13 protein-coding genes are annotated in these 14,718 nt (G+C 52.3%); 10 read left to right on the top strand and 3 right to left on the bottom strand.

Annotated features, from left to right (window positions below; all coding sequences use genetic code 11):
* From VAE48_RS00375 to phnE (VAE48_RS00345), 7 genes are all read left to right on the top strand, one after another.
* The coding region (locus tag VAE48_RS00375; RefSeq protein ID WP_322791326.1) for a putative glycolipid-binding domain-containing protein at nucleotides 1-301 on the top strand (301 nt) is incomplete at its 5' end.
* Between the two features lie 209 nt (nucleotides 302-510).
* Nucleotides 511-1,293 (top strand): class I SAM-dependent methyltransferase, encoded by a 783-nt coding sequence (locus VAE48_RS00370; RefSeq protein WP_322791325.1) that lies wholly within the window; start codon nucleotides 511-513, stop codon nucleotides 1,291-1,293.
* A 375-nt stretch (nucleotides 1,294-1,668) separates the two neighbouring features.
* On the top strand, nucleotides 1,669-2,418 hold the full coding sequence (locus VAE48_RS00365) for a hypothetical protein (RefSeq protein ID WP_322791324.1): 750 nt from the start codon (nucleotides 1,669-1,671) through the stop codon (nucleotides 2,416-2,418).
* 259 nt (nucleotides 2,419-2,677) lie between these two features.
* On the top strand, nucleotides 2,678-3,742 hold the full coding sequence (gene phnD / locus VAE48_RS00360; RefSeq protein WP_322791323.1) for a phosphate/phosphite/phosphonate ABC transporter substrate-binding protein: 1,065 nt from the start codon (nucleotides 2,678-2,680) through the stop codon (nucleotides 3,740-3,742).
* A 117-nt stretch (nucleotides 3,743-3,859) separates the two neighbouring features.
* Entirely contained in the window at nucleotides 3,860-4,621 is a 762-nt protein-coding gene (phnC, locus tag VAE48_RS00355; protein ID WP_322791322.1) for a phosphonate ABC transporter ATP-binding protein, read from the top strand.
* 10 nt (nucleotides 4,622-4,631) lie between these two features.
* Entirely contained in the window at nucleotides 4,632-5,999 is a 1,368-nt protein-coding gene (phnE, locus tag VAE48_RS00350; protein ID WP_322791321.1) for a phosphonate ABC transporter, permease protein PhnE, read from the top strand.
* Nucleotide 6,000: 1 nt separating this feature from the next.
* Nucleotides 6,001-7,134, top strand: a complete 1,134-nt coding sequence (phnE, locus tag VAE48_RS00345) for a phosphonate ABC transporter, permease protein PhnE (protein ID WP_322791320.1) — start codon at nucleotides 6,001-6,003, stop codon at nucleotides 7,132-7,134.
* A gap of 72 nt (nucleotides 7,135-7,206) precedes the next feature.
* On the opposite strand, the gene VAE48_RS00340 is transcribed toward phnE (VAE48_RS00345), so the two are convergent.
* From VAE48_RS00340 to VAE48_RS00330, 3 genes are all read right to left on the bottom strand, one after another.
* A complete protein-coding gene (locus VAE48_RS00340) occupies nucleotides 7,207-8,025 on the bottom strand; it encodes a carbohydrate ABC transporter permease (RefSeq protein ID WP_322791319.1) in 819 nt (272 codons plus the stop codon).
* On the bottom strand, nucleotides 8,022-8,918 hold the full coding sequence (locus VAE48_RS00335; RefSeq protein ID WP_322791318.1) for a sugar ABC transporter permease: 897 nt from the start codon (nucleotides 8,916-8,918) through the stop codon (nucleotides 8,022-8,024). The genes VAE48_RS00340 and VAE48_RS00335 overlap by 4 nt, the downstream gene beginning before the upstream one ends.
* Nucleotides 8,919-8,999: 81 nt before the next feature.
* Nucleotides 9,000-10,328, bottom strand: coding sequence for an ABC transporter substrate-binding protein (locus VAE48_RS00330; protein ID WP_322791317.1), 1,329 nt, complete (start codon nucleotides 10,326-10,328; stop codon nucleotides 9,000-9,002).
* A gap of 185 nt (nucleotides 10,329-10,513) precedes the next feature.
* Here VAE48_RS00330 and VAE48_RS00325 point away from each other — a divergent pair, with 185 nt between their 5' ends.
* The 3 genes from VAE48_RS00325 to VAE48_RS00315 form a co-directional block, all read left to right on the top strand.
* Nucleotides 10,514-11,719, top strand: coding sequence for a response regulator (locus tag VAE48_RS00325; RefSeq protein ID WP_322791316.1), 1,206 nt, complete (start codon nucleotides 10,514-10,516; stop codon nucleotides 11,717-11,719).
* A 9-nt stretch (nucleotides 11,720-11,728) separates the two neighbouring features.
* Entirely contained in the window at nucleotides 11,729-13,915 is a 2,187-nt protein-coding gene (locus VAE48_RS00320; protein ID WP_322791315.1) for an ATP-binding protein, read from the top strand.
* Between the two features lie 403 nt (nucleotides 13,916-14,318).
* Nucleotides 14,319-14,718 (top strand): AAA family ATPase (locus VAE48_RS00315; protein WP_322791314.1); only part of this gene is annotated, 400 nt, incomplete at its 3' end.

Raw genomic sequence — 14,718 nt, 5'->3', positions numbered from 1 at the left:
AGCAGAGTGTCCCACAGTCGCCGGATGCATTGATTTCGATCTGGGATTCAGTCCATCCACAAACCTTCTACCCATTCGACGTTTGTCGCTCGCCGTTGGGGCAGAGGCGGAGGTCAATGCCGCGTGGCTCCCTTTCCCCTCCCTGGTGTTCGAGGTCCTTCCACAGGTGTATCGGCGCGAAGGAGAAAGGGCGTACCGGTACGAGTCGGCAGGCGGCACTTTCATGAGAATGCTGGAGGTAAACCCTGTGGGGTTTGTGACAAGATATCCTGGCCTGTGGCAGGCGGAGTCGACCATATAACCAGGCAATGCATCTGACGGGCTTCGCCTGCAGGTAATTGCCAAGGCGTTGTTGGGTTGCCATGTCATGTTTGGAGGACATATTCAGGAGGATTGCATCCACTGATCACCCACCGCTTTACCGATATCCTCGTAAAGAATGGAACAACCCGGATAATCGCTCACGTTCGCGCGTAGTACTTTGAGGAGTAGGCCAAAACGAAAAATCAGATGGAAACGTGGGGCACAGGTAACCCATATGAACGCTATGTCGGTCGCTGGAGCCGAATCGTCGCATCTCAATTCCTAACCTGGCTTGATTTACCCTCTGGTCAGATATGGGGTGATGTTGGTTGTGGAACAGGCGCGCTCATTGAAAGTATTCTCATCTTGAGCGAACCAGCAAGTATTTTCGCTATTGACCAATCCGAAGGTTTTATTTTTGCGGCTAAACACACTATCACAGATCAACGTGTCCGATTTGGGCTGGCAAATGCTACTGCGCTACCATGGGTGAGTTCATCTTTCAATGTGACTGTAGCTGGTCTGGTCCTTAATTTCGTGTCAGATGCCCGTGCAATGGTTCAAGAGATGGTACGCGTGACTCAATCAAAAGGAAAAGTTGCGGCATATGTTTGGGATTATGCTGGCGGTATGCAGATGATGCGACAGTTTTGGGATGCAGCAATCGAAGTCACTCCTGATGATGCAAGACTTGACCAGGCAGAACGCTTTCCAATCTGCCAACCTGAACCACTCATCTCGCTCTTCCGAGATGCAGGGCTAAGATCACCTGAAGTTCATGCCATCGAGATAGAGACCATTTTCAAAGATTTTGATGACTATTGGAGTCCATTTCTGGGTAAGCAAGGGGCTGCACCCACATACCTTGCCTCTTTGGAAATTGAAAAACGTGATCGAATCAGAGAAGTGTTGCGAACGCGGTTAATTTTCTCCGTCGATGGTTCAATCACACTATCGGCAAGAGCGTGGGCAGTGCAGGGACTCGTATGAGAAGATCCTTCCCAACACCGTGTGCACATGACGTTTGGGACTGCTACCTTCGGCGGCGTGTGGTATTTTCAGGCATTTTCTAGCTTTGGGCTTTGTCCTGTTCCGCAGCCGAATCCACGCCCACCCACCAGCGGCTAACGCAAGCCGTGGAAACCCTCGAAAAATAGGAGTGTGTTTGCGATGGCACATAACATCGGCAAAATTCATATCTTCAAGGCTTTATAATAGGCTGATGAGAGGGAAGATTATCCCCTCCGAAACCGATTTTAGCGGGCAACCGTGAACACCATTTCGACTTAAAGGAAGTGCTGTTTCAAAAGTCTTGTCAGGGGTACATGATCAAAATGGGATTTGAGGAAATTATCAGAGCCAACCATGTTAAAAATGGATGAATACCGAAAAATACTGCAAACACTTGATGACTGGGATCCATATTTGCTGAAAGAATCAAAGCTTCCCGGACCCCGCGGGAACCTTGAACTTGCGCAGGTTGTCGCAGACGAAGGTAGTCTGGAACTATTTCGGCGATACATCGCCTACATAGCCGATCAAGCACCGGTAAACTCACCCTACGAATTTCTTGCCTTTTGTGGAGTTGTGGGTCTGGGGCGATTACTCGCTCAAGGCAACACCGCATTGCTCGAAACTTTACGAGTTCACGCCTCTGATCCACGGTGGCGGATTCGTGAGGCAGTCGCCATGGCCCTCCAACGGTTCGGCGACGTAAGCATGGATCAGTTGATAACTGCAGTGCAAAAGTGGAGTAAAGGAATACCGCTAGAACAACGGGCTGCGGCGGCCGCGCTCTGTGAACCGCGGTTGCTTGTTAAACCAAAACACGCTAAGGAAGTGTTGAGAATTCTGGACGAAATCACGGCTACCTTTGAACGAGTTCAGAATCGCCGAAGTGAAGACTTCTTGATATTACGAAAAGGGCTTGGGTATTGTTGGAGTGTAGCGGTTGTCGCTCTACCCAATGAAGGTAAAATGCTAATGGAGAAGTGGTTGGCTACAACAGACAAAGATATCCAATGGGTCATGCGGGAGAACTTAAAGAAAGCGCGGCTGGCACGGATAGATGCGGAATGGGTGAAGATGTGGCTAAATCACGTCAGTTCGGTTTAATCGGGCAACCACAGAGAATTGCCCAGGCCAAAATACGGTTTTGAATGACCTCGGCGGTAAGCAATTAGATCGCACAGCACAATTACAAAAAAGTTGGTGATTCTGCAGTGTCGAGAATGCCTATTTTTTACAAAGCGATAACCAAACCTTAATTAAATTTAGACCAAAATTTCCTTGCCTTACCGTTAATTAAGTTGTATTATCCTGATGTCATCCTGTACCTCACAGGAAAATCCACCCCAAGGAGAAGAGAAAAAAAATGAAACGCCCAATATCTATTCTATTTGCTTTGCTGGTTACGGCTTCTCTGGTATTGGCTGCTTGCAGCCCGGCTGCTACGCCCGTGCCCCCCACGGAAGCTCCAAAACCAACCGAGGCCGCCAAACCCACCGAAGCCCCTAAACCCACCGAGCCCCCGGCCCCGACTGAAGTACCGCCTACACCCGAACCGCAGCTCGGTACACCTGAAAATCCGCTTATCATGGCACTGGCCCCCTCCGCAACCACCCAGGAACTTCAGACCGGCGGCGAGGCGATTGCTGCCAAGTTGAGCGAAATGACCGGCCTGACCCTCAAGACCGTTGTCCCAACCAATTACGCCGCCATGATTGAAGCCATGGGCGCCGGACAGGCGCACATCGGCTGGCTGGCCCCCACCCAGTATGTTGTGGCGCACGGCAAGGGTTATGCCGATGTTGCCCTGGCAACCATCCGCAACGGCGCAGACCACTACGGCTTCCAGTTCGTTGCCAATGCCGCCGCCGGCTTCACTCCCTACTATGACGTGGCCACCGGTAAAACGACTGCGGATGCGGCCACCGCGCTGGCGCAATTTGCCGATAAAAAACCCTGTTGGACTGACCCGCTCTCCTCATCCGGTTATGTGCTGCCGTTTGGCTTGCTCAAAGCAAACAATATCAAAGTCAAAGCCGGCGCTTTCGTTCAGGGGCATCCAACTGTCATCAAGTCGGTCTACCTCAGCCCGAAGGGCGAAATCTGCGACTTTGGAGCAACTTTCATTGACGCCCGTTCGAATGTGGTCAATGACTTCCCGGATGTCAACGACAAAGTGGTCATCATCTGGGTCTCCGAGCCGTTCATCCCGAACGACAATGTTTCCTTCGCCAGCAACGTCCCGGCTGATCTGCGCGAGAAACTGACCAAGGCATTGCTGGATCTGGCCGCGACGGAAGAAGGTTTGACCCTGCTCAAGAACGGCGGTTACAGCATTCAGGGGTTGAAAGAGGTGGACGATACCTTCTACGATGAATACCGCGTCTATCTCGAAGCCTCCGGCATTGACCCAACCACCCTTTTCAAGTAAACCATTCCGAAAAACCCATAGGGAGGACGAATTGTCCTCCCTATTTTTTGCCCGTCACCCATCCCCCCTTACCCATCATGAGGCTGGCTGGAGGGGTTACGGGGTTACGAGGTTGCCATGTTGAAAATCCAGAACCTCTCCAAAACTTACCCGAACGGCACTCAGGCGCTTAAAAATGTTTCCTTCGATGTCGCCGACGGTGAATTTCTGGTTGTGATTGGGCTGTCCGGTTCGGGCAAATCCACCCTGTTACGCTGCATCAACCGCCTGATTGAACCGACCGAAGGCAAAATCATTTGGGACGGGGTGGACATCACCACGGCTTCGCCCACCGAATTGCGCCACATCCGCCGAAAAATTGGCATGGTCTTTCAGCAATTCAACCTGGTCAAACGCTCCAGCGTATTGACGAATGTGCTCGCCGGGAGATTGGGATATGTCAATCCCTGGGCCAGCCTGATCGGAATCTGGCCGCAGGAAGAAAAAGACCGCGCTCTGCAAGCCCTGGCACGGGTCGGAATCGCGGAAAAAGCCCACAACCGCGCCGATTCCCTCTCCGGCGGCCAGCAGCAGCGGGTGGGTATTGCCCGCGCGCTGATGCAGGAACCCAAACTGATTCTGGCGGATGAGCCGGTTGCCAGCCTCGACCCGGTCCTTTCACACTCCATCTTACAATATCTGGAGCAGCTCAACAAAGAGGGAATTACCGTCATCTGCTCGCTGCACTTTTTGGACCTCGTTCACCGCTACGCCACGCGTGTGGTGGCGCTCAAAGACGGCATGAAAGTCTTTGAGGGATCCGCCGAAGAGATTGACCGCGTTAAATTCAAAGAAATCTACGGCGAAGAAGCGCAGGAAGTCCGCGCTGCTTCACTGTGAGGGGCGGGATATGTCGAGAGATGCGAAAATTGCTCTCGTTTCGATCGTGATACCCGGCCTGGGGCAGATCCTGCTCGGCGCAACTGCGCGCGGCGTGGGTATCCTGGTCGGTTTTCTGGCGATGCTGGCAACCACAGTCTGGTATGGTCAACCGCTCTGGTATCTTTCTCCCATTCTCATCTGGCTGTGGAACATTTGGGATGCCGTCAGCCTGGCAGGTGGACGGGGACGTTCGGTTTTGCTGCCGCTTTTCTTTGGCCTGGCCGCCGCTTATTCAATTGGCTGGCAGGTGGTGGAAATTGACTTCAGCCGCGCCAACCTGGATCGTGCGATTGCCATTCTGCGGCCAATGACACGCCCCGATTTCATCCAGCCGCGCCGTGAAGTGAATCAGATGTGGGTAGCGGTGGAAGTCCCCTGCTCCAGCCAGCCGCCGGCTGCCCGCCGCGAAGATGCCGGACGGACGGCCATGGTCATTCCCGATTGCGGTAGAGTGGGCGAAACACTCATCGTCAGTGTGACCGGAATGTGGCCGAACGCCGAAACCCAGGTGTACTGGCAAAACCCGATCGGCAACATGCTCATGCTGGGCGAAGGCGAAATTACCATGCTCAAGCTGACCTCCGATGAAAACGGCTCCGTGACCACGACCATTGGCGTTCCCACTACCGCCCTTGTAGCGGCGCCCGACCCCACCCTCCCGCAGTTTCACCGCGTCTATTTCGAGCAGTACCGCCCGCTTGGCGGCTTCGAACTTTCCTTCATCGGCAACGAGGTGCTGAAAGGCGCGCTGGCAACCGTTTCGATGGCGTTTCTGGCAACCGGTCTGGCGGTTTTGTTTGCCGTGCCGGTTTCCTTCCTGGCAGCGCGCAACCTGATGAGCGGCAATCCGGTCACCTATGCCATTTATCTGGTTGTCCGCACCCTGCTTAACATCCTGCGTTCCATTGAATCGCTGATCATTGCCATCGTTTTCGTGGTCATTGTCGGTTTAGGGCCGTTTGCAGGTATGCTGGCGCTGGCGTTGCACTCGATCGCAGCACTGGGCAAACTGTACTCAGAGGTCATCGAAGGGATAGAGCCCGGTCCAATCGAAGCGGTGCGCGCAACCGGGGCAAACTGGCTGCAGGTCGTGCGCTACGCCGTCATCCCGCAAATCATCCCCCCCTTCACCGCTTTTACCATCTACCGTTGGGATATCAATGTGCGTTCGGCTACCGTCATCGGCCTGGTAGGCGGCGGCGGCATTGGCTTTTTGCTCATCGAACTGATTCGCGTCAACAACATGCGCGGAGTGAGTGCGGTTTTTATTGCCATCGCGGTCATTGTCATCGCGCTGGACTACGTCAGCGCCAAAGTGCGCGAAAGGCTGGTGTAACATGCCCCTGACGCGCCTGGTTCGCAATACCTTCATCACCGCACTGGTGATTGCCGCATTCGTCATCTCTTACCGCGTCACCGAAGCGGATTTTCCCCGTCTGTTCCGCGACCTGCCCAAAGGACGCCAGCTGCTGACCGCCTTTCTGACTCCCGAGCTGTTCACGCGCGATGTGGAAACGCGCACGGTTTCGATCGCCTTCCCCATTCCATGCGGCGCTGCGCCGGAAGAAGAGGCATTCCCGTCCGAAGGGCCGCGTCTGGTAACCAGCGTGAAGTGCGCCGCCCCACTCGAAAAATTTACCCTGGAGGGCTTTGACCTTCAGCCCAGCTCCGAAGTGGTCATTCGCTGGCGCTTGCCGGATGACCGCACCATGACCGCCATTCGCACGCAAACCGATTCAAAGGGCTATTTCAGCCAGGAAGTACAGGCCCGCCCCATTCAGGCCGCCGTGGACGGCATCCCCAGCCGGTTGGAAGTGGACACCCTCACGCCGGTGGGCAGGTTGAAACCCAGCCAGACCCTGAAAGACGTGCTGGACAACATGTTCGTCACCATCTTCATGGCGCTGCTCTCCACGACCTTTGCAACCATCATCGCCGCGCCGCTCAGCTTTCTGGCAGCCGGAAACATCACCCGCAAAGGCTGTTTGGGCAGCGGGGTTTACTATCTTTTCCGCTCTTTCTTCAACCTGATGCGCTCCTACGACCCGCTGGTCATGGCAACCATCTTTGGTTTCTGGCTGAGTTTCGGGCCGTTTCCCGGCTTTCTGGCGCTGACGGTGGTGACGATTGCTTCGCTGGGCAAACTCTTTTCCGAAGCAGTCGAAAATATTGACCCCGGCCCGGTTGAGGCTTTGCAATCGGTTGGCGCAGCGCCCCTGCATACCGTACGCTACGGCGTCGTACCACAGGTCATCCCCGATTTCGTGTCGTACATCATTTACCACTGGGATATTAACGTCCGCATTTCGACCATCATCGGCTTTGTGGGCGGCGGGGGTATTGGCTATTACCTGAACCTGAGCATCAACGATTTTAAGTGGAATCAGGCCGGGACAGCCATTTGGGCGATTGTCATTGTCGTCTGGGCAATGGACTTCCTCAGCGCCGAAATCCGCAAACGATTGAATTGATCTTGTCCTCCCTGAATACAAGGGGGGCGCTGGGTGGCTTCCGGGATGCTTTTTTCCAAACCCGGCCGCTGACTATCCTTTCAGCGAACCGGCCAGCAGACCGCGCAGGAAGTAGCGGCCGGCCAGAACATAGACCAGCAGAGGCGGAAGCGCCGTCAGCAGTGCCCCCGCCATCTGTACATTCCAGGCGATGATCTGGCTGCCAGCCATGTTGTTCAACGCAACCGTGATCGGCCAATCCCGATTGCCGGTCAAGACTACCGCAAACAAAAAGTCATTCCAGGCCGAGGTGAACTGCCAGATGAGAACAACCACAAAACTGGGAATGGAGATGGGGAGCAAAATATAGCGATAAATCTTCATCATATCCGCGCCGTCAATCTTTGCTGCCTCAATCAATTCCTGCGGCAGGCTGGCATAATAATTGCGAAAAGTGAGCGTGGTAATGGGAATGCCATAGATGATGTGGGTCAAGGTCAAACCCAGTAAGCCCTTCAATCCAACCGCGTTCATAAACTGTACCAGCGGGATCAGAATGCTCTGATATGGGATGAACATCCCAAAAAGGATAAACGGGAAAATCAAATCGGCGCCCTTGAACTTCCACTTTGAGAAAATGTAACCGTTGAGCGAACCCAGTACCGAAGACAGCACCGTAGCCGGGATGACCATCGAAAAACTATTCCAGAGAGATGGTGAGAGTTTCGAATAGGCTTCAATAAAGTTGTCAAAGTGGATTCCGTTAGGCAGATTCCACATCGTTCGCAGGTCAATTTCGGCAAAACTCTTGAAACTCGTTACCAGCATGACGTACAGCGGAATCAGATAGAAAATGGTCATGAAAAGCAGGGGGATATATAAATAATTCTTGCTGAAGCGCCATGTTCTCATTTGAACGACTCCGACTTCAACGTGTAGATAATGTAAGGAATAATCAGAACAGCCACGCTGATCAGCAACAAAATACTGATGGCCGCCCCGCGTCCATAAAAGAGACCATCAAAAGTGGTCTGCCACATGTAAATTGCCGGCACATCCAGTGGTAATTGTTTGCCGGCGATAGCAATGATCAGGTCAAAAACCTTGAGAGACATATGCCCCAAGATGATTAGCGCACTCAGGGTGATCGGGGTAAGCAGCGGGATAATGACAAAACGATAGATTTGTAACTTGTTGGCGCCGTCAATCTGAGCCGCTTCGCTCAATTCATGCGGGATAGCGCGCAAACCGGCCAGATACAGTGCCATGGTGTACCCCGACATTTGCCAGATCGCTGCAAGGGCTACCGCAGCAATACCCCAGGTGGGGGTGGTATGCCAGGAGTTTTGCAAAAAATCCAGGTGAAGATAAGAAAATAACAGGTTAAAACCGCTGGTGCGGCTGCCGGTCGCCGGGTTCATCAACCATCGCCAGACAACCCCGGTCACAATATAAGAAATTGCCATGGGAAAAAGAAACAGACTGCGAAAGAAGCTCTCGCCCCTCAGGCCCTGATCCAGAAGTACTGCCAGAAAGAATCCCAACAGGATGGTTCCCCCCACAAAGACAACCGTAAAAATCACCGTATTGCGGATGTCCACGGCAAAGCGCGGATCCGAAAAGAGGTTGATATAATTTGTCAAGCCATTCCACGTGTAATCGGGATTGAGACCTTTCCACTTACTGAGGGAAACCCGCACCGTCCAGCCAATAAACGCATAAATGAAAATCAACACCGCGATAATTGAAGGTGAAGCGAGCAAGAAGGAGAGAATACGGTCTTTGTCCTTAATCAATTTTTGCATGAGCAGGACCTGTGATTGGTTATAAGGAGCGGTGAGGGTTGCCCAACCAGAAGCAGCCCTCACCGCTTTATTTTAATTCATCTACTTGCAGGGGCCGGAACTCTTGCACGCAGCCACAAGGGCAGATTGGAAACCATTTACATCCCCGCCCTGAACGAACAGCCCAAGGGCAGTATCAATTTCGGATTTCCAAGAGTCATTAGCAACCACGCCGTGGGTGAGGGAACCAACCACCGCATTGGAGGCCCAGTCATTCATCGCCGATTGGAGATACTCACCGAAGAGGCTTTTATCGCAGTCGGTACGTGCGCAAATGGAACCCTTAACCGGGTTGAAGGCTTCCTGGCCCTCCTTCGAACCGGCAACCTTCAGCCAGGCAATCGCGCTATCCGGGTGCGGAGCGTTTGCAGCCAGAACAAACGAGTCGGACAGGAACTGGAACACCCCAACCGTGCCGGGTGTTGGCGCCCAGCCATAATCCACCTGGGGGGTCTTGCCAAGTTCGCGGAAGTAACCTTCCGCCCAGTCACCCATCACATTGAAGGCCGCATCGCCATTAACCACCAGCTGAGAAGCATCCTGCCACGAGAGGGAGGCCGAATCACTGTTTGCGTAGGTCAAGAGTTTGGCAAAATTTTCCAGCGCAACCTTGACCTCCGGGCTGCCCCAATCCATCTCACCGGTCCATAAACCGTTGTAGCCCTCCACACCCAGCGTGCCGAGCAGGACTGTTTCAAGCAGGTGCATCTTGGTCCATTGTTCACCCAATGCCAGCGGCGTTACGCCAGCAGCTTTAAGTTGATCCATAGCGGCAAACCACTCATCAATGGTGGTCGGGACGGCGATGTTGTTATCCTTCAGGATTTTCGGGTTGTACCACAACACATTTGCGCGGTGAATGTTGACCGGCACGGAGTAGATATTTCCGTTATCCGAGATGAGCGGGATCAGCATTTCCGGCATAACTTTCAACCAGCCCTCGGCCTCATAAAGGTCATTCAACGGCAGGATTTGGTTACCGGCTACGTAAGTGCCGATCAATTCCTGTCCGGCATGTCCCTGCCAGGAATCCGGCGGATCGCCGGCTTGCAAACGAGAGGCTAACACGGCGCGAGCGTTGGTGCCGGCTCCACCGGCAACCGCAGCATTGATGAATTCTATGTCAGGGTAACGAGCCTTGAAGACCTTGATCATCGCCTCCAGACCGGCGGCTTCGCCTCCGCCCGTCCACCAGGAGAAGACTTCTACCTGCTGTTTGGAGGCTGGTTGAGCGGGGGGAGTGGTCGGCTGAGCAGGCTGCTCACCGCTGGGTGGTTGAGTCGGAGCTGCCGTTGGCGTACTTGCGCACGCAGACAACACAACCGAGAGAATTACAAACAAGCCCATCAGGGTTAGGACGAACTTTTTCATTTACTTCCTCCTTCTTGTGTGAATACGAAATGGCGGTAGAAACAGGTTGGGAAACATAAACTTCAGGTTGGTATTCTTTTTTTTTCAAACACCTCCTTGCCACCCGCAATTACAGGTGTTACACTTCAATTTAAATCATTCAGTTGTAAAAGACAATTATTTTTCGGACTTGAGTCGGACATTCAATGGTCATGAACCGCGAAAAGTTTGCTGCCCTTTTCAAGGATTTAATTTCTCACCTTAACGATCCGACCATCATGGAGACCCATCCTCTGTCTCAGTATTTTCCTGCAGCCGATTCCGATTCCTCTACCCCCCGCGCCAGAGCAATCCAGCAGCTCATCCTGCAGGAAATTGAACAACTCCGACCGCCCGGTAAGGATCCCCAATTTGAATCAGCCGTTTGGCGACCTTATCTGATTCTCTATAAACGGTATGTTTTGGGGGAAACGCCACGCGAGATTGCCAACTCTTTGTACATCGGCGACCGTCAATTCCGGCGCGATCACAGCCGCGCATTGCAAGCATTGAGCAGTAGAATTTGGGAGCGTTATTTTGTACCGAAAGCCGACCAGAAAACAGCCGAGCAACCGACTGCAGAAAACGAATTTGTGTTGCACTTCGAGAGGCTTGATTTGGCCGAAGTGCTGCGGAGCCTGGAAGCAATCCTTTCCCAGCGTTTGCAAAGTGAGCAAATTCTCCTTCATCTCCACATCCCCCCCTACCCCCTTCCCGTTTCAGCCGATCGGGTACTGCTTCGTCAAATGGTTTTGAGTTTGATCAACTATGGGCTGCAAATGTGTAGTGCAGACCGCATCGAAATCGGGATAGAAAGAGACCCCAGACTGACCAGTATCCAGATCAAGTTTGAAACCGACGAAAATTGGGAATCGGTTCGAGAGGAAAGCAGGCATCTGCTGAGTTACATCCGCACTTGGGGAGAACGGATGTATGTCAGCATCGAAGAACAATACCCACCTCCCGGATGGAAAGGGCAAGTTTCATTGAGTCTGATCTTTCCTTCCGCTAAACATCGCACAATTCTGGTGGTAGATGATCAGGCAGTTGCACTGAAAATGTTTGAGCGCTACCTCAGTCACACCGGCCTTCAAGTCATCGGTCTCAACGATCCCGAACAAACTCTACAGGTTGCCTCTCACCTCCAGCCGGATTTAATCATCCTGGATGTGATGATGCCCCGATTGGACGGTTGGGAAGTACTCCAATCTTTACAGTCCAATCCGTCCACACGAAAAATCCCCGTCCTGGTCTGTTCTGCCTGGGATGAGCCGGAATTAGCCTACTCTTTGGGGGCGGCAGCATTTCTCAAAAAGCCACTCCTGCAACGAACACTGCTGGATGTACTCTACCAACTTAACTTCCTCGAATAGGTTTGGGATATGCTCTTGTTCCAGCACATCTCCAAAGAGGATTCCGACTTTCCGGAACTGACAAAGACTACAACCCGAAAGTTGATTTATACCGTAGGCGGTTTGTATTTATGCTGGCACATGATTGCCACCCTAGGCTTTCCCCAAATCTTCAATCCCAGCCTCTGGATTATATCTGTGTTCATGCTGGGGCTGGTCTGGTTAAGTCTTTCTCTGGTGGATCGCCATTTTCTGCTCTCTCAGGTGATCTGGTTTATTGGCCTGAGCGCTGCGTTTTTACTGGCTTTCTATTTATACCGCCAGCCAGCGATTCTTTTCCTCCTCATGCTGTTGCCCCTTAACGCAGTTGTCACCCTGGGAATTGGTGGAATGGCAGCTGTGGATTTATGGCTGGTGTTGCTGGTGCTGGTCATGCCCCGCTTTCTGCCCATCCCGGCCGGCTACGAACTGGCATTGATTCTGGGAGGAATTTTCATCAGCCTGTTTGGCTGGTCGCTTTCCAGCAACCTTGTCGAGGCGTTTGATTCAGCCTACTACCACTACGGCGAAGCACGCCGGCTACTTGAAGAGACGCGGGAACACCGCGCCCAACTGAGCCGCTTGGTAAAGGACTTGAACAATGCCAATTATCAATTAGAACGCCTCAACGAAATGCTTTCTTTCGCCAGGGCACAGGCAGAGGAGGCGCGTGAAACACGCAACCACTTTGTCATGGCGGTCAGCCATGAATTGCGCACGCCCTTAAGTTTCATTATCGGTTTCAGTGACTTGATGGTCAACGCCCCAAAAACTTATGCTCCTCTGGAACTGTGGCCGCCCGGTTTATATGACGATGTTCGCGAAATCTATAATTCCAGCAAACATCTGTTGGGTCTGATCAACGATATTCTCGAAATGGGCAAAATTGATGCCCAACAGATGACCCTTTTTCGGGAAAAAGCCCGGTTAGAACAAATCATTGCCGATGTGCATGAAATGGTAGCCAGCGCATTCAAAGAAAAAGGGCTGCGGATCAAGATTGAGATACCCTCCGATCTGCCGGCTGTATTTGTAGATATCACCCGCATCCGACAGGTGCTGATCAATTTGATCAATAACGCTCTGCGCTTCACCGACCAGGGTGGCGTTACACTGCGGGTGGAAAAATTAGAGGATTCGCTACGGATCAATGTCATTGACACCGGCGTGGGAATTTCGGCAGAAGACCTGCCCAAAATTTTCAACGAGTTCCGGCAGGTTGGCGAAGAGAACTGGCGCAGGCGGTCAGGTACTGGAATAGGCTTATATATCAGCAAACGGTTTGTAGAATTGCATGGGGGGAAAATGGGGGTCGAGAGCCGGTTGGGAGAAGGCAGCCGGTTTTACTTCACGATCCCGCTCACCATGCCACCCATTCAGCCGGTCATCCTCCCCACGGAGAGTTATCGCTCCATGGAAGAGAATAAATTTTTACTATTTGTGACCCCTGACCAACGGCAAGAACAGGCCATGCGCCAGATTCTGGATGAGTATATCATTCAGGCCGTATCGGATTTTGATTTACTGGTTGAATATGTAGAAAAATTTTATCCGCGGGCTATTCTGGTTTCCACGCTGGCAGGAACAGGATTCATCAAAGACCTACCGTATGAATTGCCTGTCATCCGCATTCATCTTCCCGACATCGATTCGCAAATCGGTTCAATCCATTCTTACCTCCTCAAACCGATCTCTCGTCATGCGCTCACAGAGACCATCTCGGCCTTAGGCAGTCAAGTCCAATCCATTCTGGTTGTGGATGACGATCCGGCGATGGTGCAATTCATCACCAAAGCCATCCATTCGGTTCAATTAAATAACCCCGAGCCATCCTATCGCCTGTTCAGCGCCCTAAGTGGCGAAGAAGCCTTTACCCTTTTAAAAGAGCAACCTATTGATGCAATATTGCTTGATCTTGAATTACCGGATATTCATGGGTGGAACTGGCTGAGAACGCTGCGACAAAACCCGGCTTTTGCAAATCTGCCGGTCGTCATTATTTCGGCGGACGAAAAACCGGAGGCCACCCTTTCGCCGGATACAAACGTTTTGGAGGTCGGTCTCTCACGTCCCTTGAACACCCACGAGACAAGAGCCATCCTGGATGTCATCCTGAACACGATATTACCCCGTTACCCCAAAGAGACAAACCATCCCAACCCCACCGAACAGGAGTGAAGGGTTTTTGTAGAAGCAAACTTCCACACCCCACAATTATCCACTCTTGTTCGTACCAATCCGATCATTTCCGCCACCAGTCTGGGTGCCAAAACACCAATTTCCAGAGACGAGATCCGGTGGATGCCTGAAAAAAGAAAGATGTTTCCTGATTTTTGAATAAAATTTGTTTGGGTTAAGCCATTCAAACAAATTCTAAAGAACAGCTAAGTGCAAGCAAGCGCGGCCATTTACCTGTGGTCACTGGTTTGTCTCGTTGTGGTTAAAATGACAGGATGATTCGATGGTAGAAATTATCCCAAAAAAAAAGAAATTTCCGCCCAGCATTTTTTGATATACTTTTTTGAAAATGGTTCTCAAAATCCTCGCCACCAAACTGTACCCACCGCTGGTGAGTAAACTCGTGCAACGTTCAGCTTTGCTGGATCGTTTGCAGGCCGGCATTCATGGCAAAGTCACCATTGTCAGCGCACCACCCGGCTTTGGAAAAAGCACCTTGCTGGCGGAATGGATGAAGACAGCCCCGGCTGAGCAGGTTGCCTGGTACTCACTCGATGAGGATGATGATGATACCGCCCGATTCTTTGGGTATATCGCCGCAGCGTTGCGAACCGTTCAGCCCGATTGTGTCCCATCCCTCGAAACATTGCTCGAAACACTCTCGCCCAACCCCCGCGAATTGGCAGCCGCGCTCATTAATGATCTCTCCCAAACCCGCAGCAAAGAGATCGTGTTGGTGCTGGATGACTACCATCACATCACCCAACAATCCATTCACGATGCGGTTGCCTACCTGATTGACC

Origin of the sequence: Bellilinea sp. (assembly GCF_034432615.1) — a bacterium.
Taxonomy (GTDB): Bacteria; Chloroflexota; Anaerolineae; order Anaerolineales; family Anaerolineaceae; genus Bellilinea.
This window is presented reverse-complemented; position numbering and strand designations above follow the sequence as displayed.

Coding starts and splice junctions, on each gene's coding strand:
- phnE (WP_322791320.1), top strand. CDS start 6,001: ATGCCCCTGACGCGCCTGGTTCGCAATACCTTCATCACCGCACTGGTG.
- phnC (WP_322791322.1), top strand. CDS start 3,860: ATGTTGAAAATCCAGAACCTCTCCAAAACTTACCCGAACGGCACTCAG.
- phnD (WP_322791323.1), top strand. CDS start 2,678: ATGAAACGCCCAATATCTATTCTATTTGCTTTGCTGGTTACGGCTTCT.
- VAE48_RS00370 (WP_322791325.1), top strand. CDS start 511: ATGGAAACGTGGGGCACAGGTAACCCATATGAACGCTATGTCGGTCGC.
- VAE48_RS00340 (WP_322791319.1), bottom strand. CDS start 8,025: ATGAGAACATGGCGCTTCAGCAAGAATTATTTATATATCCCCCTGCTT.
- phnE (WP_322791321.1), top strand. CDS start 4,632: ATGTCGAGAGATGCGAAAATTGCTCTCGTTTCGATCGTGATACCCGGC.
- VAE48_RS00365 (WP_322791324.1), top strand. CDS start 1,669: ATGTTAAAAATGGATGAATACCGAAAAATACTGCAAACACTTGATGAC.
- VAE48_RS00325 (WP_322791316.1), top strand. CDS start 10,514: ATGGTCATGAACCGCGAAAAGTTTGCTGCCCTTTTCAAGGATTTAATT.
- VAE48_RS00330 (WP_322791317.1), bottom strand. CDS start 10,328: ATGAAAAAGTTCGTCCTAACCCTGATGGGCTTGTTTGTAATTCTCTCG.
- VAE48_RS00335 (WP_322791318.1), bottom strand. CDS start 8,918: ATGCAAAAATTGATTAAGGACAAAGACCGTATTCTCTCCTTCTTGCTC.
- VAE48_RS00320 (WP_322791315.1), top strand. CDS start 11,729: ATGCTCTTGTTCCAGCACATCTCCAAAGAGGATTCCGACTTTCCGGAA.